Origin of the sequence: Hyphomonas jannaschiana VP2, assembly GCF_000685215.1 — a bacterium.
Taxonomy (GTDB): domain Bacteria; phylum Pseudomonadota; class Alphaproteobacteria; order Caulobacterales; family Hyphomonadaceae; genus Hyphomonas; species Hyphomonas jannaschiana.
Map to the genome: position 1 here is coordinate 171,262 of NZ_ARYJ01000002.1, position 24,945 is coordinate 196,206.

General features: G+C 60.3%; 26 protein-coding genes. 8 read left to right on the top strand and 18 right to left on the bottom strand.

Annotated elements, in window-relative coordinates:
• Positions 1 to 5: 5 nt before the first annotated feature.
• The 6 genes from HJA_RS17810 to HJA_RS03620 all read right to left on the bottom strand — a co-directional run bounded on the left by HJA_RS17810 (position 6) and on the right by HJA_RS03620 (position 8,427).
• Positions 6 to 1,349 (bottom strand): porin, encoded by a 1,344-nt coding sequence (locus tag HJA_RS17810; protein ID WP_051597318.1) that lies wholly within the window; start codon positions 1,347 to 1,349, stop codon positions 6 to 8.
• Between the two features lie 242 nt (positions 1,350 to 1,591).
• Entirely contained in the window at positions 1,592 to 2,488 is an 897-nt protein-coding gene (locus HJA_RS03600) for a ribose-phosphate pyrophosphokinase (protein WP_035578347.1), read from the bottom strand.
• Complete coding sequence (locus HJA_RS03605; RefSeq protein WP_035578874.1) at positions 2,485 to 4,011, bottom strand: thymidine phosphorylase family protein; 1,527 nt, start codon at positions 4,009 to 4,011, stop codon at positions 2,485 to 2,487. The genes HJA_RS03600 and HJA_RS03605 overlap by 4 nt, the downstream gene beginning before the upstream one ends.
• A 2-nt stretch (positions 4,012 to 4,013) precedes the next feature.
• Positions 4,014 to 5,387: an MBL fold metallo-hydrolase RNA specificity domain-containing protein gene (locus HJA_RS03610; RefSeq protein ID WP_035578350.1), complete on the bottom strand. Its 1,374-nt coding sequence runs from the start codon at positions 5,385 to 5,387 to the stop codon at positions 4,014 to 4,016.
• On the bottom strand, positions 5,384 to 7,771 hold the full coding sequence (locus tag HJA_RS03615) for a phosphoketolase family protein (RefSeq protein ID WP_051597319.1): 2,388 nt from the start codon (positions 7,769 to 7,771) through the stop codon (positions 5,384 to 5,386). Before HJA_RS03615 ends, HJA_RS03610 begins: the two co-directional genes overlap by 4 nt.
• Before the next feature lie 179 nt (positions 7,772 to 7,950).
• Complete coding sequence (locus HJA_RS03620) at positions 7,951 to 8,427, bottom strand: hypothetical protein (protein WP_206741661.1); 477 nt, start codon at positions 8,425 to 8,427, stop codon at positions 7,951 to 7,953.
• A gap of 200 nt (positions 8,428 to 8,627) precedes the next feature.
• Here HJA_RS03620 and HJA_RS03625 point away from each other — a divergent pair, with 200 nt between their 5' ends.
• The 3 genes from HJA_RS03625 to HJA_RS03635 are packed head-to-tail and all read left to right on the top strand — an operon-like array spanning position 8,628 to position 9,965.
• Positions 8,628 to 8,939: a hypothetical protein gene (locus HJA_RS03625; protein ID WP_034767320.1), complete on the top strand. Its 312-nt coding sequence runs from the start codon at positions 8,628 to 8,630 to the stop codon at positions 8,937 to 8,939.
• Positions 8,940 to 8,947: 8 nt separating this feature from the next.
• Entirely contained in the window at positions 8,948 to 9,382 is a 435-nt protein-coding gene (locus HJA_RS03630) for a Spy/CpxP family protein refolding chaperone (RefSeq protein ID WP_035578353.1), read from the top strand.
• Between the two features lie 10 nt (positions 9,383 to 9,392).
• Positions 9,393 to 9,965 (top strand): RNA polymerase sigma factor, encoded by a 573-nt coding sequence (locus HJA_RS03635; RefSeq protein ID WP_034767315.1) that lies wholly within the window; start codon positions 9,393 to 9,395, stop codon positions 9,963 to 9,965.
• On the opposite strand, the gene HJA_RS03640 is transcribed toward HJA_RS03635, so the two are convergent.
• On the bottom strand, positions 9,959 to 10,861 hold the full coding sequence (locus HJA_RS03640; RefSeq protein ID WP_035578356.1) for a DMT family transporter: 903 nt from the start codon (positions 10,859 to 10,861) through the stop codon (positions 9,959 to 9,961). The two genes, HJA_RS03635 and HJA_RS03640, sit on opposite strands and share 7 nt — an antisense overlap.
• Positions 10,862 to 10,998: 137 nt before the next feature.
• On the opposite strand from HJA_RS03640, the gene HJA_RS03645 reads away from it, so the two are divergent.
• Together HJA_RS03645 and petA are read left to right on the top strand one after the other, a co-directional pair.
• On the top strand, positions 10,999 to 11,439 hold the full coding sequence (locus HJA_RS03645) for a hypothetical protein (RefSeq protein WP_035578359.1): 441 nt from the start codon (positions 10,999 to 11,001) through the stop codon (positions 11,437 to 11,439).
• A 268-nt stretch (positions 11,440 to 11,707) separates the two neighbouring features.
• Positions 11,708 to 12,262, top strand: a complete 555-nt coding sequence (gene petA / locus HJA_RS03650; protein WP_035578363.1) for a ubiquinol-cytochrome c reductase iron-sulfur subunit — start codon at positions 11,708 to 11,710, stop codon at positions 12,260 to 12,262.
• Positions 12,263 to 12,313: 51 nt separating this feature from the next.
• On the opposite strand, the gene HJA_RS03655 is transcribed toward petA, so the two are convergent.
• From HJA_RS03655 to HJA_RS03670, 4 genes are all read right to left on the bottom strand, one after another.
• Entirely contained in the window at positions 12,314 to 12,973 is a 660-nt protein-coding gene (locus tag HJA_RS03655) for a methyltransferase family protein (protein WP_035578881.1), read from the bottom strand.
• 8 nt (positions 12,974 to 12,981) lie between these two features.
• Positions 12,982 to 13,260, bottom strand: coding sequence for a DUF2933 domain-containing protein (locus HJA_RS03660; protein ID WP_081814501.1), 279 nt, complete (start codon positions 13,258 to 13,260; stop codon positions 12,982 to 12,984).
• A gap of 80 nt (positions 13,261 to 13,340) precedes the next feature.
• The gene (locus tag HJA_RS03665) at positions 13,341 to 15,407 is read right to left on the bottom strand and encodes a copper-translocating P-type ATPase (RefSeq protein WP_034767306.1); all 2,067 of its coding nucleotides are present in this window, start codon (positions 15,405 to 15,407) and stop codon (positions 13,341 to 13,343) included.
• Positions 15,408 to 15,672: 265 nt separating this feature from the next.
• Positions 15,673 to 16,257, bottom strand: a complete 585-nt coding sequence (locus HJA_RS03670; RefSeq protein ID WP_034767304.1) for a sigma-70 family RNA polymerase sigma factor — start codon at positions 16,255 to 16,257, stop codon at positions 15,673 to 15,675.
• A gap of 186 nt (positions 16,258 to 16,443) precedes the next feature.
• On the opposite strand from HJA_RS03670, the gene HJA_RS03675 reads away from it, so the two are divergent.
• Together HJA_RS03675 and ppk2 are read left to right on the top strand one after the other, a co-directional pair.
• Positions 16,444 to 17,715: an SAM-dependent methyltransferase gene (locus HJA_RS03675; RefSeq protein ID WP_051597321.1), complete on the top strand. Its 1,272-nt coding sequence runs from the start codon at positions 16,444 to 16,446 to the stop codon at positions 17,713 to 17,715.
• Complete coding sequence (gene ppk2 / locus HJA_RS03680) at positions 17,705 to 18,487, top strand: polyphosphate kinase 2 (RefSeq protein WP_051597322.1); 783 nt, start codon at positions 17,705 to 17,707, stop codon at positions 18,485 to 18,487. The genes HJA_RS03675 and ppk2 overlap by 11 nt, the downstream gene beginning before the upstream one ends.
• Positions 18,488 to 18,502: 15 nt before the next feature.
• Here ppk2 and HJA_RS03685 read toward each other — a convergent pair whose 3' ends face one another.
• Positions 18,503 to 18,814: a hypothetical protein gene (locus tag HJA_RS03685; protein ID WP_035578370.1), complete on the bottom strand. Its 312-nt coding sequence runs from the start codon at positions 18,812 to 18,814 to the stop codon at positions 18,503 to 18,505.
• 361 nt (positions 18,815 to 19,175) lie between these two features.
• On the opposite strand from HJA_RS03685, the gene HJA_RS03690 reads away from it, so the two are divergent.
• Entirely contained in the window at positions 19,176 to 19,973 is a 798-nt protein-coding gene (locus tag HJA_RS03690; protein WP_035578372.1) for an AlbA family DNA-binding domain-containing protein, read from the top strand.
• A 125-nt stretch (positions 19,974 to 20,098) separates the two neighbouring features.
• Here the strand turns inward: HJA_RS03690 and HJA_RS03695 are convergent, their stop codons facing one another.
• From HJA_RS03695 to HJA_RS03720, 6 genes are all read right to left on the bottom strand, one after another.
• The gene (locus HJA_RS03695) at positions 20,099 to 21,259 is read right to left on the bottom strand and encodes an NAD(P)/FAD-dependent oxidoreductase (protein ID WP_112061273.1); all 1,161 of its coding nucleotides are present in this window, start codon (positions 21,257 to 21,259) and stop codon (positions 20,099 to 20,101) included.
• The gene (locus HJA_RS03700; RefSeq protein ID WP_051597323.1) at positions 21,229 to 21,918 is read right to left on the bottom strand and encodes a DUF6629 family protein; all 690 of its coding nucleotides are present in this window, start codon (positions 21,916 to 21,918) and stop codon (positions 21,229 to 21,231) included. The genes HJA_RS03695 and HJA_RS03700 overlap by 31 nt, the downstream gene beginning before the upstream one ends.
• Positions 21,919 to 22,194: 276 nt before the next feature.
• Entirely contained in the window at positions 22,195 to 22,623 is a 429-nt protein-coding gene (locus HJA_RS03705) for a potassium channel family protein (RefSeq protein WP_035578377.1), read from the bottom strand.
• Positions 22,624 to 22,653: 30 nt separating this feature from the next.
• Positions 22,654 to 23,988, bottom strand: a complete 1,335-nt coding sequence (locus tag HJA_RS03710) for an APC family permease (protein WP_035578380.1) — start codon at positions 23,986 to 23,988, stop codon at positions 22,654 to 22,656.
• The gene (locus HJA_RS03715; protein WP_035578383.1) at positions 23,985 to 24,482 is read right to left on the bottom strand and encodes a DUF411 domain-containing protein; all 498 of its coding nucleotides are present in this window, start codon (positions 24,480 to 24,482) and stop codon (positions 23,985 to 23,987) included. The genes HJA_RS03710 and HJA_RS03715 overlap by 4 nt, the downstream gene beginning before the upstream one ends.
• A gap of 142 nt (positions 24,483 to 24,624) precedes the next feature.
• Entirely contained in the window at positions 24,625 to 24,885 is a 261-nt protein-coding gene (locus tag HJA_RS03720) for a DUF5676 family membrane protein (RefSeq protein WP_035578386.1), read from the bottom strand.
• Positions 24,886 to 24,945: the final 60 nt, after the last annotated feature.

Genomic DNA, 24,945 nt, shown 5'->3' on the forward strand with positions numbered 1-24,945 from the left:
CGGGATCAGAACCCGTAACCAAGCTGGAACTGGATGAGCGTTTCGTCCGGGACGCCGGGCACCGTGTAATCCCGCCACTCCAGGCCCGCTTTGGCGACAATGGTCGGTGCCAGCCAGTAGTTCAGTCCGGCGTTCAGGCGGTTCTGGGCGTTTTCTTCCTCAAGTTCGGGGTGCCCGCTGATGCTGAATTCCCCGTACCGGACGACAGGTTCCAGCCTGTGGATGATTTCGGAGTCACTGAAGCCGGACAGTCGGTATGACACTTGCCCATACCAGGCCTCCATTTCCAGATCCGGCAACAGGACACCGTCAGGCTCTTCATCTGTTGCCGTGAAGAGTTTGCCGCGTTCGGATTTCAGGTATTCGAAACGGGCTGCAAGCGGTCCCTTCGTATAGGCCGCGTCAACGCCCCACAATTGAAAGCGGGCATCGAGCGGAAGTCCGGAGCCGGAAGGAACAGGCATGTCGGGGTTCATGATGCCATCGACGCGTGCGGTCAGGTAGGAGCCGCCGACCTCCAGGGCCGGCATCGGGAAAAATCCGATCCGTCCACCGATCGATTTGTTTGAATTGTCGTCGCTCCCCATCCCCATGAGTTCGACACCGCCCTCAGACGTTGTGCGGGGACCGTTGCCGACAGCCAGAGCGTAAGTCAGGCGGGTGACGCCGGCCGGGATCGAGCCCCGCAGCTGGACACCGGTGTCGCTCGCCGGCTGAACGCCATCATGACCGAACCCGGCGGGTGCGCCTTGTACCTTGTTGATCCAGCTTGGATGAAGCCGTTCCTGAAATTGGCCGATCGGGCTTAAGTACTTACCAACTACCAGGACGGCATGGTCATTCAATACAAGATCGATCTGAGAGTACTCGAGTTCCGATTCCGTTTCGCCATCACCAGTCGTCGCGTATTCGAATTCTCCTTCAAAGAGGAGGAAATCCTTGTACTGGAAATGAAACGAGGGGTTGAACTTGCCGCTGACAAAACTGTCCGGTCCGGACGTGTCACCGCCGACGAACCCGACATCGGCATAACCGGCAAGGTGCCACTTCGTGTCGGGCATGCCGGGAGAGACGGCATAGGCCGGACCGGGAGATGTCTGATCCTGTACCTCGGCAATCCGGTCGACTGCGTCCTGGGCCGTGGCTTCCGCCTTGCTGGCCGTCTCGGCCGATTGCAGGACCTCGCCGCGCAGATCCGCAAGCTCGGCCTCCAGCTGTTCGATTCGTTCCAGGAGCGCAGCTGTCTGCGGATCGGGAGGTGATTGCTCCTGTGTTTCCTGGGCAAGTGCCGGCAGTCCGATCAGGGCCACTGTTGCAAGGACCATGGATCGGTATTTGGCGCAGGTCATGGTTCACCCCCTCAATGCAGGTTGTTATCACCTGCCTCCACTACGCACTTACCGGCATGACCCCTCAAAAAAAGTGCGGAGAGCCTTCCACCGGAAGAGCCCGGCCCGCGGCGGCCGAACGGCCGGCATGGCTGGTGCAATCCGCCTTGCCGTTCCGGCGGACCGTCTCGCCCTCGCTGGAGCTTCCACATATGCGAGGCTTCGTTCCCTTGGGGGACACCGCCAGCAATTCCTGCCGGTCTTCAGTGCGACCCGAAGGCGCCTGCGTTTGCCTTGCCGGCCTCAACCAGGAGGGGCGCGATGGAGATTTCAGCAGACGGATGACGGACGCTGTTGGTGGAGACGATCCGGGAGGCGACGGTTTGGAGGGTCGCATAGGATTGATCGGCGAAGATCGCATGCACCACGACGCAGACGGGTTTCGGAAATCCGGCCGACTGGAAATGCCGTGCGGCCTCGATCATCGTCCGTCCGGAAGAGACGATGTCATCGATCAGGACAGGCTGCCGTCCGGCCCAATCGGCGAGGCCAGGCGCCGCGATTTCGACATCACGGTCTCCGTGGCGTGTCTTGGAAAGGACCAGGTAAGGCGCGCCCGCCCGGGAAGCTACATCGGACACCCATTGCTCGCTTTCGGAATCGGGTCCGATCACGAGGGGGTTTTCAACATTCTGCCAGATCCAGTCGGCAAGGGCAGGTGCTGCATGGACAACCCGTGTGGCGATCGGGAAGATTTCTCCCAGATCATGTATCCGGTGCAAATGCGGATCCACGGTGACCAGCCGGTCGAAAACGCTCGACAGCATCCGGGCAAAATGCCGTGCTGACACGGACTCTCCTTCGGAAAATCGCCGGTCCTGGCGCATGTAAGCGAGATAGGGAGCAATCAGTCCGACGGATTCTGCGCCGAGCTCGCGGGCCGTCGCGGCGGCAAAGAGGAGCCCGGTCAACTGAGGGTCGGGGCGCGCAAGCGTGCAGACCAGATCGACATGCTTTCCTCTGACATCGGTTTCAATGCGGACATAGGTTTCTTCATCGGGAAACCGGCGGACCGCAAGAGTGCCCAGTTCACCCCCCGTCAGCCGGGCGAGCTCGCTGGCCATGGCGGTGTTGCCTGGAAGGGGAATATAGAGCGTCATTCTGGAGAGCTTTCAATGGTGAACATGTCGGTGTGGCTGCGGGCATAATCCCTGGCATAGGCAAGTTCGCCCGGCGCCTCGGCATGGATGGTGGCAATGGGTTCGTCCCGGTTCAGCCAGTCTCCAAGGCGCTTGTGAAGGGTAACGCCGGCGGCAGGACGTTCCGGCGCGCCGGCAAGTTTTGCGAGTCTTGCAAGCTTGCGGTTGTCGATGCGCGTCAGCCTGCCAGCAAGGCGGGGGAGGAGAGGGGCTGAGTGGTCCGCGACAGGGGGGACCCGAAGCCCGCCCTGCGCTTCGCATATGGCCTGGAATTTCGACCAGGCCGATCCGTCATCAAGCGCCTCGCGGGCTACGTCTCCGCCCTGGCCTTCCGCCACGCGGCCTGCAAGTTCAAGCGCTGCCCCGGCAAGGGTAATCGCGCGCGCCCGCAGGTCGAGAGGCGCGGCCGGTTGCCGCTGGAGGACGTGCAGGACATCCCATGCTTCCAAGGCCGGACCGATCCCGCGGCCGACGGGCTGGTTGCCGTCGCTCAATACAAACCGGGTCTGCAGGCCGAACCCCCCGGCGACCGCCGTCATGTGTTCGATCAATGCTTCAGCATCCGGCCGGCTTCTCAATTTGGCGGTCGGCCCAACCGGCAGGTCGAGTACGACATGGGTTGCGCCCGCAGCGATCTTCTTCGACAGGACGGACGCGATCAGCTGGCCTTCGGCATCGATATCGAGAGCTCTCTCGATCCGGATAAGCACGTCGTCGGCGGGGCTCAGCTGGACGGCGCCGCCCCAGGCAAGGCATCCACCCTCTGCTTCGACAACCCGGCGGATCTCGGACATCGACAGATCGACGCGAGTGAGAGTTTCCATTGTGTCGGCGGTTCCGGCTGGAGACGTGATGGCTCTCGACGAGGTCTTCGGTATTGTCAGGCCCTGACTGGCAAGGATCGCCACAACGATCGGCGTTGTCCGATTGCCGGGCAGGCCTCCGATGCAATGCTTGTCGATTACCAGGTCCGCATCCCAGCTCAGCCGTTCGCCCGCCCCGACCATGGCATGTGTCAGGGCTTTCATTTCCCCGAGATCGAGCTTCAGGGTGGAGCAGGCGGATATGAAAGCGGCTAGGTGCACATCGGAATATTTCCCCGATGCGATATCCGAGATGATCCTGTCGAAAGCGTCCGCGCCAAGCCGTCTTCCGGTCATCCGCTGGCGGACATCGGACAGGGATGGGAGCGTCGGTGCGTGGGCAATGCTGAGGTCTGCACCCGGGACAGCGCCGAGCCGCTTCCAGGCGGCTTCCGAAAGCCCCGCCTCAGAAATAGGTAGCCAGTCGTCCTCGATCTGATGCAGCGTGGCGATCACCGATCTTGTGCCACAGGTGACAAGGATTCTGGAACGTGATGTCAGGCCCTCGGCGCGGCAGACCGGACAGTCGGTGCGCATGAGGATGATGGCATCGTCCTGGGTGTGCCATTTCAGGCGCCGGGCCTTCAGGGGCTGGCCGCCGGGAACATGATCGCCGGGCACGATCAAGCGCCTCCTGCGAGATCGTAGGTATGATCTATGCGGACAACATCGCTGGGCCAGCCCAGGTCCTCCTGTATCCTGTCATGGAAATGGCTGGAGGCTTCCGGTTCCCCGTGAACGATAAATGTCCTGGCTGGCGGGGCCGCAAAGCCATCCAGCCATTTCATCAGTTCATCGGCATCGGCATGGGCTGACAAGGCGGGGAGGCTGGCGATTTCCGCTCTGATCTCAACTTCCTTGCCGAACATGCGAACTGACCTGGCACCTTCGAGGATCTTTGCGCCGCGCGTCCCGGCCGCCTGGTAGCCCGCGAACAGGATCGTGTTCTTCCGGTCCCCGCCAAAGGCTTCGACATGATGCAGGACCCGGCCGCCGGTCATCATGCCGCTCGCTGCGATCACCACCTTTGGCATGCGGTCGCTTGTGATCGCCTTGGAGGCTTCGACGTCACGCGCATAACTGGCAATGTTGCAGGTCTCCATGCACACATCGGGTGTAAATCTGTGATCATCGAGGTGGGCGCAAAGAAGCTCGGTCGCGTTGATGGCCATGGGGCTGTCGAGATAGATCGCGACGTTTGCAAAGCGTCCGGCCTTCTTCAGCATCCAGATATGATAGAGAAGCAGCTGGGCGCGTCCGACGGCAAAAGCCGGAATGACGACCGTCCCGCCGCGGCTGACGGTACGGCCGATGACCTCGCCAAGCTGCTCCATGGGGTCGGTCTTCGGGTGGGTCCGGTCCCCATAGGTGGACTCGATAACGACATAGTCGGCCTTGCGGACGGGTTCGGGATCGAACATGAACGGGTCATCATATCGTCCGAGGTCCCCGGAAAAGACAATCGTCTTCCCGCCCCATTTCACTTCCAGCGTGGAGGCGCCGAGAATATGGCCTGCGCGCCGCATGTAGACGCGGGCTCCGATGTCGAGCGCGATATCTGTATGGAACGCAACCGGCACCAATTGCGCGATTGCAGCTTCGGCATCCGCCACCGTGTAAAGCGGCTTTGCCGGCTCATGCTTTGTGTAGCGATAGCGGTTTGCGCGTTCGGCGTCCCGCTCGGATATATATGCGCTGTCGCGCAGAAGAATTTCGCAAAGGTCCTTCGTCGCCCCGGAACAGTAGATCGGGCCACGATAGCCTTCCCTGACCAGTTTTGGCAGATAGCCGCTATGGTCGATATGGGCGTGCGTCAGGACAATGGCGTCGATCGAGGACGGGTCGACGGGGAAGGGCGCCCAGTTGCGCTCCCGCAAGCCCTTGAATCCCTGGAACAGGCCGCAATCGATCAGCAGGCGCTGTCCGTCATGTTCGAGAAGGTGGCGCGAACCTGTAACGGTTCCCGCTCCCCCAAGGCTCGTCAGGGTCAGAGTCATTGCACGGTCTCCGTTCGGTGGATGGGTAAAACCTGTTTCAGCACGGACGGGTCGCCGTTACCTTCAATGGCGCGGCGCTCATCTTCCGTGAGCAGGCCGGTCTGCCGGAGACCGGCGATCGTCATGGCCGCGTCGACCGCGTGGGCCCAGGTACAGCGATTGGCAAACAGCATTCCTGGTACATCCAGTGTACCGCCTCGTGAGATATATCCGAGCGCCCGCAGCCGGCCGGGGCCTTCGTCGATACGTCTGAGCAGGCCGGTCATGGGTTCCGGCCGGGTATGGGTCAGGAGTATGCGGGGCAGGCCGGCCGGGAACAGGGCGCGGACAATATGATCCGGTGCGGTGCTGGCCGTTTCGATCGGGTCCCGGCCGGAACGGAACCGACCGGGTTCAAGCACCAGGGTGACGCAGGAGGCCACGCCGCGCCCGGCCAGCCGGTCATGGGCCGCAAGCGCCTCGACCGCCTGGTAGGCGCCGATGGCGACGAACTGGACGCGTGCGGATTCGAGGTCTCCGGCAATCCGGATGGCGCCGATCCTGAGAGCATCGGCGGCCTCTTCCTGGGTTAGGAGCTCGCCGACCTGTCGTTTGGGAATGACAAGACAGGCGATTTCGCCACGTCCGCGATAGACACTGTGGAGGGCTTCCGCGGCGCTGTTTGCGTCGACCGGAAAGATGACGCGCGCCGTATCGGACATCTCGCCGAGCAGGGCTTCGGGCAGGGTCGGATCCTGATGAGATTGCTCGTTCTTGGCGTTCTCCCAGGTGTGGGATGTCGCGATCAGGGGGACACTGATCCAGCCGGGGGGCTGGCCGAGTTCCTTCTGGCGGCGCGCAAAGATGATTTCCTGCCGCAGGGCGCCAAGCATTTTCATGGCGAAGGCTTCATAACTGACCGCCAGGTTCAGTCCGGCCTTGTTGCCGAGCACAGCCGAGATGACGGCTTCTTCGTTCAACGCGGTAATGATCGAGCCATTGATGTCTTCCGGCGTGCCGGGTTCGGGGACGTTGACCCGGTGTTTCAGCAGTTCCAGCGTGAGCGGCATGTGATTCGAGCGAAGCTCGTCGGGGTTCGCAACCCGGATGCGCAGGTGCGGATTGGCGCGCGCAATGCCGGCGAAACACCGGTCGATGCCGTCCATGGCGCAGGCCGGGGGCTCGCTTCCAGACCCTGCCGCCGCGTGTGGAGGAAGGTGCGGGCCCGGTACATTCCGAACGGCGCAGGCGTTCCGGCTTTCCAGCACTCGCCCTTGCGCCTTGTGGGTGCTCAGTGAACGGATTGCGTTATCCAGAACGTCATGTGGTGTGAAGAGTGCCCTTGCCCCTTCATTGAAGGCCGCTCGCGCTGCGGGGTCGGTATGGGGGTTGCCGGCGAGAGGGAGGTTATGGGCCCGGTTGGTCCCAGCGCCCGGGAAACCGTAGCCCTTTACGCACGGCGCAATGAGATAGGGGAGCCTTGCCGGATAGGGGCCGTCAGCCTCTGAGAGTCCGACCAGCCGCTTTTCGGCTTCAAGGATGCCCCAGGCATAGGACAGGGGATCGTGACCATCCAGGATGATCGGGTCAAACCCGCCCAGTTCAAGGTGGCGAACCAGCCAGTCGAGACCGCCTTCCTGGGAGATTTCCGTTCGTTGTTCGATCCGCCTCCCATTGAGGACCATCGCCGGAATGGCAAAGCCGCTGTCGGAGGCGCGCCACCATCTCGGTGCCCAGTCGGATCCGCGCTGCTCCTCGAACGCGCCATCGCTCAGAAAGGCCACCAGGCGTTCCCCAGGCAACGGCATATGGATATATTGCAGGCTTGCAAAGCCGAGGTACCCGCCTTCCGAGAGGCCGCCGGCCGTATTTGGATTAACGTGGCTTCCAAGGGGAACGGCCGGCTTTCCATCGGACGTCATGGCATAGCTGTAAAAATCGCGGACGAGCCGGGTCAGTCCGGCTTCGCTGCGGTCATACCGGCCGCGCTGCGAAGCGGATACATCGCCCGTGAGTGTGTTGACCGCTTCGATCGCGGCCACGCAATGGCCCTGGCCAAGTGTCCAGGCACGTGTGTGTCCGCTCAGGGCGTTGGCTGCAAGGTAGCCCGCAAAGGCGATCGCCATGTTCAGGGAGCCGCCGGTGTGGCCTTCGGGAGACGGCTTGAAGTCCTCGGCAGAAAGAGGGGTTCCGGACAGATCGACCCGGCAGGCGTAAGTCATGTGCGCGACGAGCCACATCGCCGCATTTGCCAGGCGGTCAGTTGCTGCCAGCACGCTTTCTGCCTGCGGCTCGGTCAGGGCCAGCTCGCCGCGCCGGGCCGAATGCAGAATGTCTGCAAGGCGCTGACGGGTTTCGTCCGTGTGGACGATCAGGCCATATCCGTCCTGCCAATGTGCTGTCATGATTTACCGGGCTCCGGTTGCCTTGTGCGCCTCATGCGCCGCCAACAATCACACATACGCCGTGTCTCCCTCTTCCCCTCATGCCGGGTAGCAAAAGGCTTCCGGACCAGATCCCGCCCGTACCGGTCCAAAACAGGGCAATTCCCAGGCAACAGCCGCTTGTGCAGACCGTCAGTCGTTCAGAAAAGCCGCGCCTTGCGCGTCAGCAGGAAAACCAATGGTGGCAGGATGACCCATTGCAGGAGCGGGGCAAGGCCTGTGGCCAGGGGACCGACCGTCGGCATGGCGTCCCGATAGGCCCAGCTGCCGCGCAGGCTGACATTCAGCCACTCACTAAAAATGAGATAGGCAATCCCCAGAAGCGTCGCTGCCAGCGCAACGCGCCAGTAGTGCTGCGCGGGCCAGCGCCGCCCGCCGAAGGCAAGCCGAGCCAGGGCAAGCGTTGCTGATCCGATCAGCCCGTCCCCGATCGTGCAATGAAGGATCGCGAAAGTCTTTTCGGCCAACGAGGCTTCGGTCCAGAGGGTATAAAGCGGCAATTGCGCGATTTCCCAGACGAGATTGACGACAGTCAGGACGAGGACATAGGAGAGGGCAAATCGCAGTGGCCTGCGGGCCGGGTCGAGTTCTGTGATTTTTTTCCTTATTTGCGTCATGTCTCCCTCTCGCCAAGCGACGAAATTCCTGCAAACAGGCAATCTGGCGGTTCGGTACAGCCCGTGCAGTCAGCTGATTGCAAGGACGCTTATCGATGCATACCAATTATTAGCAGTAGATTCATGAGGGGGTGTTGAAACTGCCGCGTACAGGGCAATACGTAATCCTCCCTAATCTTGCTATCTGAAAGGAGAGCGCCATGAACAAGGATCTCGACGCCCTCATCGCGGGGATCAAGGCCCTGCCGGCCGATCGCGACCTCAGCCATATCGAGCCCGAAGTCTGGGCCCGGGTCGATGCACGGGCCACGGGAACACAAAGGGGAGGCCTTTTCGGCGTTGCAACCAATGGCCAGGTTTCCGCCATGCCTGTGCTCTCCCGCAGCATTGCCGTTGCGCTTGCGGTCGGTCTCTTCGTCGGGGTGATCTCTGTTCCCAGAACTTCCGGACCGAACGAGCTTTCGGTGTTTTCGGTTGAGGCGTCGTACGGACCTTCCGGATTATTGCGCTAGGAAAGCTTATGCGGCTTGAACACTGGATCATCGTTGCCTTTGTTGCGCTGTGTGCAGGCATGACCGGCGTTTTTCTTGCCGGAAACTGGTCCCCGGCGCCGGAGGTCCAGCGGGCTTCAGGTCTACATGATCTGATCCACAAGGACCTCGAGCTCTCCGACGCACAGGAGCAGCGCCTTGAAGTCGTTGAACGCAAGTTCGCGGCGCGCAAGAAGGAGCTTGAAGCAAGGTTGCGAGCGGCCAATCTCGCGCTCGCCGACGCGATCGAGACCGACAAGGCGAATTCCCCCGCTGTCCAGGCGGCGATTGATGATTTTCACGAGGCCATGGGGGAGCTGCAGAAGCTCACCATCGAGCATGTGTTCGAGATGCGCGAGATACTGGATGAGGAGCAGGCTAAGGCGTTCGACAAGGAAATCGTTCGGGCACTGAAGGAGCAATAGACATAGTCGCGTGGCCCATAATGAGCGAACAGACGCGGAACTTGCCGTTGCGGCGGCGGGAGGCGAGGAGCGCGCCTTCACCGAGCTTATGCGCCGCTACAAGGAGCCGCTCTATCGCTATATTCACCGGTCCATGCGTGGGGATGAGGACGCGTATGACGTGCTCCAGGACGCATTCACGGCCGCCTGGCGGTCAATCGATCGCTATGATCCGTCACGCAAGTTTTCGACATGGATCTATCATATCGCCCTCAACAAGGTGCGCGATCACGGAAGGAAACGTGCGGTAAGGAGTTTCTTCTTCCAGGCCGCGCCGCTCGACGTTCCGGACCGTCCGGATATCGCGGACCACGGGGCGGACATCCCGGGCGGTTTTGAAATTCACGATGAGCTGAGACGCGTGTCCGCCATGATCGACGAATTGCCGGAGAAGCTGAGGGTGGCGTTCACGCTGCAGGTCCTGCAGGACCTGCCGCAGATCGAGGTCGCAGATATTCTCGGCGTATCGGTCAAAACCGTCGAGACGCGCGTCTACCGGGCAAGAAAAATCCTCCAGGCGCAGGTCGAGTCCGCCGATCAGTGATCGCGCCGCCCAGGTAACGGTGACGTCCGTGGGTTCCGGCTGGACGCGAGATATAGTCCAAGCGCGGCCAGCATCGCACCAAGCGCGACATTTCCTCCGATGGTTTCCCCGAAGAAGGCTGCGCCGGCGCTGACGCCGATCAGCGGTACCAGGAAGCTGAAACTGGCCGCTTCTGAGACGTCCAGCGATTGCAGGACCTTGTGCCAGAGCCAGTAGGCCAGTGCGGTACCGGGAAGTGCCAGGACTGTCAGGGAGAGCGCAAAGCGTGCGGACCAGGTGATGGCGAGCGGGTCCGGGCCGAATGCTGCAAGCAGGGCCAGAGGCACGGCGCCAATCACGAGCTGCAATCCCATGGCCATGGATGCATCGACGCTGGCGGACACATTCTTGATCGCGATATTGCCTGCCGCCACACCGCCTGTGGCAATCATGACGAAGCCCATGCCGTTCAGGGCCTGGTCACCCCCTGCAGCAAGGATTTTCGGGGCAGCGACCAGGGAAACACCGACAGCCCCCAGAACGAGGCCCGTCCAGTTCACGAGGCGGGGGCGCTCCCCGAGAAACAGGAAGGCGAGTATAGCCGCCATCATGGGCTGCAGGCTTTCGATCATGGTGGCCAGCCCCGGAGACACGAATTCGGAGGCGTGGAACATGCCGAAATAGCCAAGACTGGTCATGCTGAGCCCCGTCAGGCAGATCCACCCCCATTCCGCCGCGCTGGAAGGAAGGCGGCATTTCCGTGCACCGGCAATGGCAAGAAGGCCGCCTCCTGCAAGAAGGGCGCGCAAGGCGGCGAACGTCAGATGAGGCGCATCAGACAGGCCCATTGCGATAAACGGATAACAACCGGCCCAGAGGAGCATAACGAGGATGGCAAGCGCGTGTGGGCCGGTCATGGAACCCCTTGCTCGGTCAGGAAACATATTTGCAGTGCGCAAGGCTGTCTGCCTGAGGGGCGCACGCAGATGCGACGTAATACGTTTCAGGAGCGCACATCCCCTTGCGTTCCCGAGGTTTGAAAAGGAGTTTACTCATGAAACCTGTCTGGATAGCGGCTGCAATGCTCGCCCTATCGCCCGTGGCACTGGCTCAGGGCGGTCACGATTCTCACGATCATGGCGACAAGCCCGCCGCCGAATCCGGTGCTGCTGGCGGAGCTTCCTGCATGACAGGCCATGAAGGCATGCCTGATTGCAAGGCCGGTATGGAGAGCCAGATGACCGGTGGCCAGATGATGACGCAAGGCGGCAACATGATGGATCACGGCGCCATGAAAATGGGCGGCGACGGCATGATGATGGACCATGACGGCATGAAAATGGACGGCGATGGCATGATGATGGGCCAGGATGGTACGAAGATGAACCAGATGGGCGCCGATGATTGCGATGCCAAGCATGAAGCAAAGGAACATGACCCCGCCGATCACTGTCCGAAGACTGAGGGTCAGGGGGGCGGTGACGGGACTCAATAGGCCCGGCCAACAGACCGCAATCTTGCGTCCGCTCCGGACCTCGTCCTCAAGAGATGAGGCACCGTTTGGCGCAAAAACAGAGACAGCGGCAATGGTCCCACACATTGCCGTCAGGTCCTGCAATGTTCCCGTGCGTCCTTCCCCCCACGATCCCGGTGCATTGCAGGACCGTCCCCTCCGGGGCAAAGCATAACCGAGATCGGGATCGTGAAGACCTGAGGCCTGCCACCGCAAAGGGGTCTGCGGGCCGGATAAGGGAGTGGTCCGAATGACCGACGAGATGCCTGCAAGCGACGAGCGGCGGAACTTCATTTTTGTGGCGACCGGTGCTGTCGCGTTTGGTGGGGCCGCGATGGCGGCCTGGCCGCTGGTCGACCAGATGAACCCCGCCGGGGATACGCGAGCCTCCAGTTCCCTGGATGTCGATATTTCAAAGATAAGGGTCGGTAGCGAGCTGAGGGTCCTGATCGGCGGCAAGCCATTTTTCGTCCGGCACAGGACGGAAGTTGAAATCGCCGAAGCCCGTGCGGTCAATATTTCGCGGCTTCGCGACCCGGAGACCGACGAAGAGCGCCTGCGTCCCAATCAGGATGGGGGCCTCAATCCCGCCATTCTGATAACTTCTGGCGTCTGCACACATCTTGGCTGCGTTCCGCTTGGTCCCAATCAGGGAAATGTCGGAGACTATGGCGGATGGTATTGTCCCTGTCATGGGTCACATTATGATACGTCCGGCCGAATCCGGAAGGGACCGGCGCCTCTCAACCTTCCCGTTCCGGAATATATCTATCAAAACGGCAATATCGTCACGATTTCCATTTGATACGCCGTCCCTTCGCGAAAAGCATGAATTCGCGCCTGCCGTGATCAACACTTATTCGTGCCGGGCACGCTCGATGTCCTGCAGGTGTCCCCAGCGTGGCCAGAAGCGGGGTGTAACAGCCGCATAGGCGCTGTACATCTCTCCGAATTGCGCTTCGGCATCGCGTTCTTCCCTCAATGCCAGGCGGACATACATGAATACGAGAATGGGGAACATGATCAGGGTCAGGACGGTTGGCCACTGCAGGAGGAAACCGAACATGATCAGCACGAAGCCTGCATATTGCGGGTGCCGCATACGGGCATAGATACCTGTTTGCGCGAGTGTGCCAGAGCGCAGCGCGCCGTGCAGGACAGGCCATGCGGCAGACAGGACGCTAAAGCCCAGAAATATGAGACCGAGGCTCGCCCAGTGGAATGGGCCGAAGTGCGGATTGCTCTTCCAGCCAAATATCATCTCCCAGAAATGTCCGGACTCGTGGGCGAACCAGTTGATGTCGGGAAATTTCGATTCAAGCCAGGGCGCAAGAAAGTAGATCGAAAGCGGGAAGCCGTACATTTCCGTAAACAGCGCGATGATGAAGGCACTGAAGGCGCCGAAAGAGGTCCAGTCCCTGGATCTCGACGGTTTGGCGAAACTGAAAGCGAAGATAATGAAGACCAAAGAGTTCAGGACGGCGAGAAACCAGAGCCCGTATTCGGACTGTGCCATGGACGGGTTCATTGGCCGGGTCCTTCCTGGTTGTCTGATGGGGGCAGGAAACGATCTTCATGCCGGCCATGGCCGGCTCCGTGCCCGGCGTGTCCGCCATGCATGAACATGTGCATCACGCCGCAGAAGAGCAGGAACCCCAGAAAGAAGACCGCGTTGGCCGGGATGTGCGCCCGGTGTTCATAGAGCAGGAAGAAGGCGATCAGGCCGCCAAAGGCGATAATCGGCAACCAGAGGCGTCCGCCCCGGGGGTGATGGTTCCGAAATGATCTATTATCCTTCTGCATGGCGTTTCTCCTCTGCCATCAGGACTGCGCACTGGACCGCGTGCGGCCGGTTCGACGCGATATCGCCTGGAATAATTGGGTCATGTGCCTGCCCGCTGCCGGTTCAGTTTGAGGAGCTGGGCATTGACGGCGCAGATTACCGTGCTGGCGGACATGAACACGGCGCCGATTGCTGGGGTCAGGATCACGCCCCACGGGAAGAAAAGGCCTGCGGCTGCCGGAATGGCGAACGTATTGTATCCGGTTGCCCAGGCGAGGTTCTGCATCATTTTCCTGTAGGTCGCCCGTGCAAGTTCGATGATGGCGACGACGTCTGCAGGACTTGAACGCACGAGAATGATGTCTGCCGTCTCGATGGCAACGTCTGTTCCGGCGCCGATTGCAATGCCGACATTTGCCTGAGCGAGGGCAGGGGCGTCGTTGACCCCATCACCCGTCATGGCCACGATCAGGCCACGCGACTGAACTTCCCGGACCTTTGCGGCTTTTTCTTCCGGCAGGACTTCGGCAATGACTTCGTCCAGCCCGATCTCGCGGCCAACCCATTCAGCCACCTGCCGGTTGTCCCCTGTCAGCATGATACATCTGATGCCCATGTCCCGAAGGTGCCGGATGGCCTCGCGGGATTCCTCGCGAACGATATCGGCCAGCGCGATGGCCCCGGCGAGCCGGTCGTCAATCAGGACAAAGACGACGGTCTTTCCCTGCCGGCTCAGTTCCTCAAAGCGCGGGTCTTCCATGCCGATGCCCTGGTCACGCAGGTAGCCGGGACTGACGACTTTTACCTCGTGTCCTTTCACCTCGCCGGAGGCCCCCTTGCCGGGGATCGCCCGGAATTTTTCGACCGGCCAGGCCTGTTTTGAGTCGCGGACAATCCCCTGGGCGATCGGGTGCTCGGAATGCGCCTCGATCGAAGCGGCATAGGCGACGATTTCTTCTTCGGAATGGGTGGTATCGAAGACGAGCGTATCGGTGATTCCGAACTCGCCCCGGGTCAGTGTGCCTGTCTTGTCGAATATGATGGCATCTATGTTGCGGGCCTCCTCGAACGCCGTCCGGTCACGGATGAGCAGCCCATTGCCTGCGGCGATGGCCGTCGAGCGCGCAACGACCAGCGGCACAGCAAGGCCGAGCGCGTGCGGACAGGCAATCACCATGACCGTGACAGCGCGGGCCATGGCGAACCCGAAACCCTGTCCGGTAAAAAATGTCCAGAACAGGAAGGTCGACAGGCCTCCGCCGAGTGCGATGAAGGTGAGCCATTTCGCTGCCGAGTTGGCGAGGTCCTGTGTCCGGGACTTGCTGGCCTGGGCTTCCTTGACGAGCTTGATCACGCTCGACAGGAATGTCTCGTCTCCGGTCTTGTCGACCCGGATGGTCAGCGAGCCTTCTCCATTGATGGACCCGCCAATCACCCGGTCATCAATGCTCTTGGATACAGGCTTCGATTCGCCCGTCAGCATGGATTCGTTCAGCGAAGAGTCGCCATGAACGATGATGCCGTCCGCCGGAACCTTTTCGCCAGGCTTGATCAGCAGCTGTTCGCCGCCGCGCAGTGTCGACACGGATACGTCCCTGACAGAGCCGTCGTCGGCGAGGAGGTGGGCTTCATCCGGCATGAGGCTGGCGAGCTTCTCGAGCGCGCGCCCGGCACCGAGAACCGATTTCATTTCGATCCAGTGCCCCAGCAGCATGACAGCGATCAGCGTGGCAAGTTCCCAGAAAAAGGTCTCGTCGCTGCCGATCGCGACCATGCCGACTGAATAGGCATAAGCGGTGGTGATCGCGACCGAAATCAGGGTCATCATTCCGATCCCGCGCCCGGTTATTTCCTGCCAGAATCCTTTCAGGAAGGGCCAGCCGCCGATGAAGAAGACAAGGCTTGAGAGCGCGGCGAGAAGGATCCGGTCACCGGAAAAGCGTAAACTGTCCTGAAGACCGAGCCAGGTCTGTATCATCGGAGCCAGAGCCAGTATCGGCACGGTCAGGATCAGGACGATCCAGAACCTGCGGCGGTAATCGGCGATCATGCCCTCGTGATTGTGACCCTCATGGGCATGCCCTGCGCCATTGTGAGCGTGATGGCTGTGAGGATTAGCCGTTTCGGGAGAGGCGGCTGCCTGATGCGTGTGGGTCGAGTGGTCCATGATTCTGACTATTTTTCCGTAATGGGACAGGGTCGGCAGGCGCGGGTTGCAATCCTGCATCCTGGCTTGGTGCGTGTGGACATCTCAGGATCAATGATCATGGTCTTCCTTCGCTGCATGCGCTTTGTTTCCCCGTGCAGGGCGGTTGCCGGATTGCTTTTCAGAAATACGTGTCGGCGATGCTGACCCCTCAAAAGCCGATTGCCCGGACTTGTGGGCGGTTGCCAGCACCGGGAGGCGCATGATCGGTCCAGGCGCCGAGGCCCTACCTGTGCACCTTGCTGCCGGATCCCTGACAGGCGCACTGGAAGTATCCGTGTTCGAGGCAGGTATGGCAGGTCTGTTCAAGGCGTTCGCGCATAGCCCGGCGGGCCCGGTGCAGCTTCACCCGAAGGGCGGCTTCGCTGAGGCCGAGGTCTTCAGCGATGGCGGATCTTTCTTCTCCGATGAGATCTGCCCGCCAGATTAGGTCTGCATAGCCGGGACTGAGCGTCGGAAGCATCTTATAGAGACAGGCACAGATCACGAAGTCCAGTTCCTCTTCGCCGAAGAGAAGCTCCGCATTGGCAGCATAGCTGGCCAGCAAATCGCTGGTACGTTTCCTGTCACGGAAATGGTCCGCGATTGTCGAGCGCAGAACCTGAGAGAGCCAGCCGCGCAAGCGGTCTTCATCCTTCAGGTCGGAAAAGCGCGTCAGGGCTTTCACGTAGAAGTCCTGCAACACGTCCCTGGCATCCGCGTCATTGCCGATCTTCCGTTTCAGGAAGCGGTAAAGGTCCTGGTGCGACTCGGTCAGAGCGGCTTCAACGGCCCGCCTGCGCTGCCTTGATGGCGCCTTGTCAGATGTCATCCCTTGGTTCCTTTCGCGGGATCGGCGGGCAGTCTGCATATTCATACGCATCCGGCCGGCATGCCCCTTATCGGGCGTCCGTGGCGCCCGCCCGACTGTAACGGTTGAGGGAGCGGGGCGTCTTCTCCGTATCAGTCAATAAGTTCCGCCTGGCGACCGGCAGGTGGACTCCAACGGAGATCTGGCATGGCACTCATAGGCGCGATCGCAAGAAACAGGCTGGAACGGGCGATCCGCAAGGGATGCATCGAGGTCAGGTTTCCGGATGGAAAAACAGCGAGATACGGATCCTATCGCGTCCGGCCGGTCCGGATCGCTATCGCCTCGAATGCCTGGCTTCGGCGGATCCTTCTGGATCCGGAACTGCAGGTCGGCGAGGCTTACATGGCAGGCGGCCTGACCATTGAATTCGGCGACCTTTACGACCTGCTGGATCTCTTCTGGGTGAACTTCCTGGCAGACGGACTTCCGGCAGCACGGTTGCCGGCGCTGTTCAGGAAGAGCGCCCGATTGATTGCGCAATTCAATCCGCAAGAGCGATCCGCGCGCAATGTAGCTCATCACTATGACATCGGGAATGATCTCTATCGCCTCTTCCTGGATGAGGACATGCAATATTCCTGCGCCTATTTCCCGGATGCTGAGGTCACGCTGGAGCAGGCCCAGGAACTCAAGAAAGAACATATCGCCCGCAAGCTTTGCCTCAGACCTGGCGACCGGGTGCTGGACATCGGTTGCGGCTGGGGCGGCCTGGCCCTGCATCTTTGCCGGTCGGAGGACGTTCGCGTGGAAGGCGTGACGCTTTCCTGCGAGCAATACGAGTTAGCTCGCAAGCGTGCAGCGGATCAAGGGCTCGGCGACCAGGCCACGTTCCGGATCGAGGATTACCGGTCTCTTACGGATGAGTATGACAGGATCGTCTCGGTGGGAATGTTCGAGCATGTCGGAGTGCCCCACTATCAGGAATATTTCAGACAGATTGCAGCGCGCCTGAGCCCGGACGGGGTTGCCCTTGTCCATACGATCGGCCGAGCGGGCAGGCCGGGTGCAACCAATCCCTGGATCGCAAGGCACATCTTTCCGGGCGGTTACATTCCGGCCCTGTCGGAGATCCTGCCGGCAATCGAGCAAGCGGGTCTGACGGTGCTCGACATCGAAGTCCTCCGCCTTCACTATGCCGAAACGCTGAAAGCCTGGCGGGCGCGCTTTCTGGCGCGCGCTGCTGAGGCCGAAGCCTTGCACGATGCGCGCTTTGTACGGATGTGGGAATTCTACCTGGTATGCAGCGAGCTTTCATTCCGGCACGGTGTCCACAATGTGTTTCAGCTCCAGCTCGGCAAGCGACAGGAGTCGGTTCCGCTGACGCGGGATTACCTGTATCAGCCAGATCCGATACCTGTTTCAAAGCGAACGAAATCCTGCCTGAATGAGGAAAGGCGCCACCAGAATGTCCGATGACGAACAGGACGCCAGGGGCGTGTCAAAAAAAGCCTACAAGCATGATCTCCGGGCGTTGCAAGTAGAGCTGGTCAAGATCCAGAGGCGGGCGATCCGGCACGGGCATCGTATCCTCATTCTTTTCGAAGGGCGCGATGCAGCCGGCAAGGATGGCGTCATCAAGCGGATTTCAGAGCATCTCAGCCCGCGGGATACGCGGGTTGTTGCCCTTGGCAAGCCCTCCGACCGGGACACGAGGAGCTGGTATTTCCAACGCTATGTGCCGCATCTGCCGGCCGATGGAGAGATCGCCTTGTTCAACCGCTCCTGGTACAACAGAGCGGGTGTGGAACGCGTGATGAAATTCGCGCGGAAGGCCGAGGTGGCTGCGTTTCTGGAGACGGTCGGCGCGTTCGAGCAGATGCTCGTCCATGACGGGATGCAAATCCTCAAATACTATCTCGACATAAGCCGGACCGAGCAGGAGACCCGGCTGGAAGACCGCGACCGGGACCCGCTCAAACAATGGAAGAAGAGTCCGATCGACGCGGTGGCCCTGCAAAAATGGGATGAATATACGAACGCGCGCGACGAGATGTTCCTGAAGACGGATTTCGAGCATGCGCCATGGTATGTGGTCCGTACAGATGACAAGCGTGCAGCAAGGCTGAACGTCCTCGGACATATTATCCGGTCCATCGACTGTCCGGAGACGGACAAGACAGTCGCTGCGGTCGACCCGGCCGTCGTGATCGATAATCCGGGACAGAGGCTCGACCGGCTGGCCCGGTAGTGCACCGCAAACGGATCAGGTCAGGATACTTCTTGCGATCAGAATGACGAGGCCCGCCAGTATGAGCCAGCTCGTCCAGTAGATCCCGTCCATCCACAAGGGGCGCGGAGAGCTCCTGCGAGTGATTCTCGCCAGCGCGATGACGGTCGCGGTCAGGGCGAGCAGGACGACCAGGAGCGCGATGTCCCTGAGATAGCTGGCGACACCCATGCCGAGTCCGAATGCGGCGACTGTGGACAATATCCCGAAGAAGGGCGGGGGAGGCCCCTTGCGGCCTTCCGGTGTATTCCGCGCAGGGGCGGGCGTGCGATCCGGACGTTCGTTCATCTGTTCCCTCATTGCTCGATGACCCTTTCGGCAAGGCCAGGCCTGGTCGCCCCGGTACGTGCCAGGTCAACAGACGGGAATGATGCCGAGACGTTACACGCCTGCATGAAATTCACCGGCTTGGAGTTTCTATTGAGGGCGCGCGCGGTCAGGGCCGTATCAGCAGGCAACGCCAGACATTCACCTGGAAGCCGGGGGTGTGCATGGAAAACACAGCCAGCCTGCCATCCTCGCATGTTCCGATTGAGGCGGTTGCGCGCCCGGGTCCGGGAACACACAGGCGGCAGTTTCATGCTGCAGGAACCTCATCCCTGTTTCGGCAAGGAGGACGCATGAACCGCTATCACTCAAGGACGAGAGGATGAGCCAGAAAGCCCGGCAAATCCGTCACCTGGTGATCTATGCCGCCCTTGGCGGGATCATCGGTGTTCTGGTCCTGCATCCGGTAAACTCGCTCGTGGTCTGGATGGAGTATGCTTCCCTGTTTTCAGGCAGGTATTCCGGGTTCGGCCAGTTCGCCTGGGAACGTGTCAGCGGCGCGCCCTTGCTCCACCTCATGGCCATGAATGTCATTTTTGCTGCCCTGGGCGCAATTATGGGGCTCGTATTTTCGGTGCTGACCCTTGCGCTTTCACGGCAGGCGCGCACGACCGAAGCCTTGCTGGAAGACCTTCAGATGGCTCTGCCCGGTGTGATTGCCGGAGGCGAGAACGAACGGACGGAATTCAAGTCGACCTTGCGCTGGGATATCCGGGAATCGCGAACGAACAGAAGCCTCGAGCAGGTGATCGCCAAAACCATTGCGGGCTTCATGAATCATGAAGGCGGACGTTTGCTCATAGGTGTTGCGGATGACGGCGAACTTCTCGGGATTGATCCGGATCTGAATACACTTCGGAACCCTACGGCGGATGAATTCGAACGTGCCCTGATCGGGATCGTCAGGACCTATCTCGGCAGCGCTGTCTGTCCACTCGTGCGCAGCAGGTTTCTGACGATCGACGGAAAGACGATCTGCTGGGTTCTGGTTGAGCGTTCGGACACGCCGGTCTTCCTGCTTCTGTCGGATACATCGAAATATTTCGTCCGTCTGGGTAATTCAACGCGGGAGCTCAATGCAGCCGAGGCGCACGATCACATTTTACGGCGCAGACATTAAGTCAGCCCCCAGGGGGAGCTGAATGAAACCTTGTCTGCGGCGTGATTGCGACAGGGATCGCTGTACTCGCGTCGCCGACCGCCGGGCGGTGCGTTCAATTGGCCAGCCTGCAATCTGCCGGAACGCTAACCCAGCCCATGCTGGCACCAGACACAAGTGCAGTTCTCGTGATCGCAGCTCGGATCGTTCAGCGCTTTGCCGAGCCGCCATCTTGCGACGGGATAGACAAGCTGTGTCAGGAGGGAGGGCCTGTAGAGCGATCCGAGTTTGCGCCCGGCGTCTGTCCTGCTGAGCCGGTTCAGGGCCCAGCGGCGCAGGCGCTCGTTTGCCAGTTCGTACAGGCAGCGATTGGAGATACCTGTTCGCAGCATGGGCCGAAGGTCGCGGCGCCAGAGCGTCCGATAAGTAGCTCCGGTGAGGATGCTTTGAGCGGCGAGTTGTCCGGAGCGAAGCGCATATCCCATGCCGAATCCGGCCAACGCGTCCTGGAATCCGGCTTGCTCGCCAATAACGGGGCGCTTGCCCTGCATCGCGGTGCGCGCAACCCTTATATTGCCGAACCCGCCAAACGGGCGGGCATTGCGCATATCAAGGCCGGTGGCTTCGGCAAAGAACGCTGCCGTTCGCGCAACATATTCAGCCTGCTGCTTGAACCCGCTAAACATGCAACTGGCGAGCGTGCCGCGACCCTGACGTATCAGGAGATAGGCGTATCCGCCGGGTGCGAGGGAATTGTTGAGCGCAATGTAGTTGCCATCCGGGCAATCGGTTTCGAAAACATAGCCGGCAGCGATGACATCGGCGCGCCGCGGTCCGATCGCAAGCACGTCCTGGCCGCCGGCATCCGTGACCCGGTCGCCAAACCGGACATCCACACCCGCCATCAGGGCCTGTTGCAACAGTCCATGATCAAGACAGCCCGGCTCGCTTCCGCGCCGAACCAGATAGTAAAGCGGGCGGGCGCTTCGAATGGGATAGGCCGTTGCCTGGGCGTCGAATGCTACACCTTCATGAACTGCGTGGGTGCTGAAATTCCGTTCAATCCCTGTCTGCGCGAACCAGTCGATCGCGTCCTCGCTGCGACTCCAGTTTTCGAGCCCCTGGAAGTCCCCGTGGAAGCGATGGCCGACAGAATTGTGCCACTCCCGGACGATTACCTGGCGGCCCGCCCGGGCAAGGATGATCGCGCAGGTCAGGCCGGCAATCCCGGCCCCCGCGATGATCACAGGTGGGTCTTCCACGGCCGGTCCCTTGTCTACGATACCGGATGGAGTGCGGGAGGCCATGGCCGGGACCCATCGCCCTTGAACATCATCCAGACCAGGTAGGCCGACATGACGGCGCCGCCGAAGCAGAACACCGACACATAGGCGTAGGAGAAGAAGGTATACGTCGTAATCAGGACACCGAGCGCCAGCAGACCGAAGATCCGGACACCGCGGATGGACGAGATCAGAAGCGGCAGGATGACGACGGAAATATAGACAACATAAGTGAATTCGCGCCGCCCGACAAAATCCAGAAGTTCGGTGCCTTCATAAACGATCACATGTGGCAGGAAGCGTGTGTGGAGCCAGCCATCATGTGCGAAGTAAGGCACATATTGCAATGCTCCGAGCATTGCGCCGACAATGACGAAGATGAGGAACAAGGGCTTCCGGCGCGGCGGCTCCAGTGTGAACGTCGACACGGGAATCCAGACAGGCCAGGCGAGCCAGGAAAAGAACATGTAGACGAGTGAGGCGTTCAGGATAAGGTCCGTGTTCTGGCCAGCGCCGGCAACCCAGACTACCCCTTCAGCCAATTGCTGAATACCAAAGAGGAGCGGCAAGGTTGCAAGCGGAAGATAATGGCGGTCCGTGCGCCACGCCTGACGCATACTGACCATGCCTGCGGGAATCAGGCCGGCTGCGGCGACGAAACTGACTTCTGGTGACAGGCACATATCTAACTCTTCCTTACAACTCTTCGCGAACTGCGATCCACATCGTCATTGACAAAAGCCGTTACTCGAATTTCGACTGTATCTGCCATCAGCGCCTACGGCGATTGCTGTACGCCTGGGGAGTGAACGGGTACTGGATCGTCCTCACGACAACGAGGCATCCTGAAACCTGTGCAAGCCTGGTACGATCCGGGGGCAATTGCGGCCCCAGACGGAAAGACCGGGCTGCGACCATTTTTTCCTTATCCGTGGTCAGGGCGGATGAAATCCCGGATATCATCTGGCGCCATCCTTGCCCTGATGGCTCATGAACAGGAACAGGTAGGCGGCCGAGCAACTGATCAGTAGAAAGCCGTTCAAGGCCTCTACGCCGGCTACCAGCCGAAGGTGACCGGTTGGGACGATGTCGCCAAGACCGAGTGAGGTATAGCTGACGAGTGAAAAATAGAACACATCCATCGCGCGCAAGGGCTTGAGTTCGGCAAAGCTGCCAAGGTGCAGCGCCAGTCCAGCCCCATAGGTGGCCGCATAAAGTGCAACGACTGAAAGATGTGCAATTCCCGAGATACAGAGCACGAGCACGAGCCTGCCGCCAGGAAAAAGCGTTATGCGGTCAGCATGCCGGATGGAGCGGGACATGATCCAGTAGTGAAGGGCGCCGGACAGGATAAATGTTGCGGCCGTAAGAAAGATGGCCAACATCATGGGGAGAATACATCAAAAAGGCAGGCTGGCTTAATGGGCATGCGAACTTTCATGACCTGATACTTCCTTGTTGCGGACCTTGCCAAGATAGAGAGCCTCCAGGGCAAAGATCGCCGTCATGGATCCGATGGCAATGAGGATAATCGCGGGATCACTTGTCGCCTTTATAAAGATGAAAGCGCCGAGCGCTGCCGCATCGAACAGGATTGCCGAGACAAGGATCCAGGCCCGCGCACCAACATCCGCGCGCAGATGGCGCAACACGCCAAAGTGAATAATAATGTCCATGACAAGATAATAGATCGCCCCAAGTGATGCGATCCGGCCGAGGTCGAAGAAGGCGGCAAGAATGGCCGCGATAACAACGGTGTAGACCAGCATGTGTTTCTGAATCCCGCCCGGCATGCCGAAGTGCCTGTGAGGAATGAGTTTCATGTCGGTCAGCATTGCCAGCATGCGGGAAACCGCGAACACGCTGGCGAGCAGGCCCGATGCCGTCGCGATAATTGCGATAATCACGGTGAAACCCACCCCGAGATCACCAAAGGCGGGACGTGAGGCTTCGGCGAGCGAGAAATCTTTTGCGGCGACGATTTCTTCCAGCGTCAGCGACGACCCCACAGCAAAGGCGACGGACATATAGACGACAAGACAAATCGCCAGAGACCACATGATGGCGCGTCCGACATTCCTGCCGGGGTTCCTGACTTCCGCACCGCTATTGGTGATTGTCGTAAATCCCTTGAAGGCAAGGACCGCCAGTGCGACACCGGCGAGGAAGCCGGCGGGACCGGTCCCGTCTTCCGTCGCAGAGCTCGCGGCTTCGAAGGAAAATCCAGACGCCCAGAGGGCGGCACCGGAAAATATCAGTATGCCGCCAACCTTCAGGACGGCTGCAATCTTCGAGACGCCGCCAATGATCCTATTTCCGGCAATATTGACGAGAAATGCAACCGCGATCAACCCGACGGCAAGGACCGGGACGAGCGTGTCCGTATTTTCGATGTCGAACAATTGCAGCGAATAGGCGCCGAAGGTCCGGGCGACAAGGCTTTCATTGATGATCATCGACATCGTCATGAGGAGCGCGCTGGCGGCCGCGACCGTTGTAGGCCCGTAGGCTTTCTGCAGGATCATGGCGATGCCGCCGGACGAGGGATATTTGTCCGACATCTTGATATAAGTGTAAGCGCTGAACCCGCTGATGACCGCCGCAAGGAGGAAGGCGAGCGGAAAGGCCGGGCCGGAATATTGGGCGACCTGTCCGGTCAGGGCAAATATGCCTGCGCCGATCATCACACCGGTGCCCATGGCAACGGTTCCGGCCAGGCTGAGCGACCCTTCCTTATAAGTCTCCGGTGTCATGGCTCGCTGGCCTCGCTGGCCGGGAATCGTCCGACATAGCTCGAATAGGTGCGGGTAGTTCCGCTTCCGAACAGAATAACATCATAGGCATCTGGAGGGCCCTGCATTTCCATGCCGGGAGAGCCCAGAGGCATACCGGGAACCGACAGGCCGGCTGCATCGGGGCGCTCTGACATCAGGCGCCTGATGTCCGCAGCCGGCACATGTCCTTCGATCGCATATCCGGCAATTTCCGCCGTATGGCAGGAGGCAAGCCGGTCCGGCACGCTCAGCGACGCGCGGACGGGGGCGAGATCCTCCCGCTCGATTACACGCACTTCGAATCCGTCCCGCTGGAGATGTTTGACCCAGGCTGTGCAGCAGCCGCACCAGGGTGTCTTGTAGACGGTCATCGTTTCGGCCCTGGCGGTCCCGGAGCTAATGGCCAGCCATGCCAGTCCCGAAATCAGCGCAACCAGCGTGGCGCCCAACAGGCCCCCCATCCATTTTTTCATGACGTCATCCTTTCAAACCCTCTCTTGGCGCAACACTACAGTGTTCCCAAAGAAAATCGAGGCGGCGGCGAATGGCCACGCTCTGTCTTTCGAACCGGGAAGCAATACGGGTGTCGTATCTTTCCGGTCTCCGCAGTTGTTCTCAGCCGGAACGCACATTGCCGCGATTGAAATAATTGTAGAGCGGGACAAAAACCAGCGCGATATACCAGCCATAGAGATAGGACTCGATCAGTCCAAGGAAGAAACCCGGAACGGAAATAAAGGAAAATCCGGGCAGCAGGGATTCCCATGCAGCATGCATGTGAAGGCTTGCAGGTGTGACGAGGCCCCAGGCAATACATAGGGTAAATGTCATGGCCAGGAATATGGATAGGGTATGCCCCAGTGGTTTGATTTTCATGGCTGTCTCCTTCTCTTTCTTTGGAACACCTGTGGCATTCCTTCCATGACGTGTGGCCCT

Bases quoted from the DNA above. Each gene is read 5' to 3' on its own strand.
- HJA_RS17810 (WP_051597318.1), bottom strand. From the start codon at position 1,349: ATGACCTGCGCCAAATACCGATCCATGGTCCTTGCAACAGTGGCCCTG.
- HJA_RS03600 (WP_035578347.1), bottom strand. From the start codon at position 2,488: ATGACGCTCTATATTCCCCTTCCAGGCAACACCGCCATGGCCAGCGAG.
- HJA_RS03610 (WP_035578350.1), bottom strand. From the start codon at position 5,387: ATGACTCTGACCCTGACGAGCCTTGGGGGAGCGGGAACCGTTACAGGT.
- HJA_RS03615 (WP_051597319.1), bottom strand. From the start codon at position 7,771: ATGACAGCACATTGGCAGGACGGATATGGCCTGATCGTCCACACGGAC.
- HJA_RS03620 (WP_206741661.1), bottom strand. From the start codon at position 8,427: ATGACGCAAATAAGGAAAAAAATCACAGAACTCGACCCGGCCCGCAGG.
- HJA_RS03625 (WP_034767320.1), top strand. From the start codon at position 8,628: ATGAACAAGGATCTCGACGCCCTCATCGCGGGGATCAAGGCCCTGCCG.
- HJA_RS03630 (WP_035578353.1), top strand. From the start codon at position 8,948: ATGCGGCTTGAACACTGGATCATCGTTGCCTTTGTTGCGCTGTGTGCA.
- HJA_RS03640 (WP_035578356.1), bottom strand. From the start codon at position 10,861: ATGACCGGCCCACACGCGCTTGCCATCCTCGTTATGCTCCTCTGGGCC.
- HJA_RS03645 (WP_035578359.1), top strand. From the start codon at position 10,999: ATGAAACCTGTCTGGATAGCGGCTGCAATGCTCGCCCTATCGCCCGTG.
- petA (WP_035578363.1), top strand. From the start codon at position 11,708: ATGACCGACGAGATGCCTGCAAGCGACGAGCGGCGGAACTTCATTTTT.
- HJA_RS03655 (WP_035578881.1), bottom strand. From the start codon at position 12,973: ATGGCACAGTCCGAATACGGGCTCTGGTTTCTCGCCGTCCTGAACTCT.
- HJA_RS03660 (WP_081814501.1), bottom strand. From the start codon at position 13,260: ATGCAGAAGGATAATAGATCATTTCGGAACCATCACCCCCGGGGCGGA.
- HJA_RS03665 (WP_034767306.1), bottom strand. From the start codon at position 15,407: ATGGACCACTCGACCCACACGCATCAGGCAGCCGCCTCTCCCGAAACG.
- HJA_RS03670 (WP_034767304.1), bottom strand. From the start codon at position 16,257: ATGACATCTGACAAGGCGCCATCAAGGCAGCGCAGGCGGGCCGTTGAA.
- HJA_RS03675 (WP_051597321.1), top strand. From the start codon at position 16,444: ATGGCACTCATAGGCGCGATCGCAAGAAACAGGCTGGAACGGGCGATC.
- ppk2 (WP_051597322.1), top strand. From the start codon at position 17,705: ATGTCCGATGACGAACAGGACGCCAGGGGCGTGTCAAAAAAAGCCTAC.
- HJA_RS03685 (WP_035578370.1), bottom strand. From the start codon at position 18,814: ATGAACGAACGTCCGGATCGCACGCCCGCCCCTGCGCGGAATACACCG.
- HJA_RS03690 (WP_035578372.1), top strand. From the start codon at position 19,176: ATGAGCCAGAAAGCCCGGCAAATCCGTCACCTGGTGATCTATGCCGCC.
- HJA_RS03695 (WP_112061273.1), bottom strand. From the start codon at position 21,259: ATGGCCTCCCGCACTCCATCCGGTATCGTAGACAAGGGACCGGCCGTG.
- HJA_RS03700 (WP_051597323.1), bottom strand. From the start codon at position 21,918: ATGTGCCTGTCACCAGAAGTCAGTTTCGTCGCCGCAGCCGGCCTGATT.
- HJA_RS03705 (WP_035578377.1), bottom strand. From the start codon at position 22,623: ATGATGTTGGCCATCTTTCTTACGGCCGCAACATTTATCCTGTCCGGC.
- HJA_RS03710 (WP_035578380.1), bottom strand. From the start codon at position 23,988: ATGACACCGGAGACTTATAAGGAAGGGTCGCTCAGCCTGGCCGGAACC.
- HJA_RS03715 (WP_035578383.1), bottom strand. From the start codon at position 24,482: ATGAAAAAATGGATGGGGGGCCTGTTGGGCGCCACGCTGGTTGCGCTG.
- HJA_RS03720 (WP_035578386.1), bottom strand. From the start codon at position 24,885: ATGAAAATCAAACCACTGGGGCATACCCTATCCATATTCCTGGCCATG.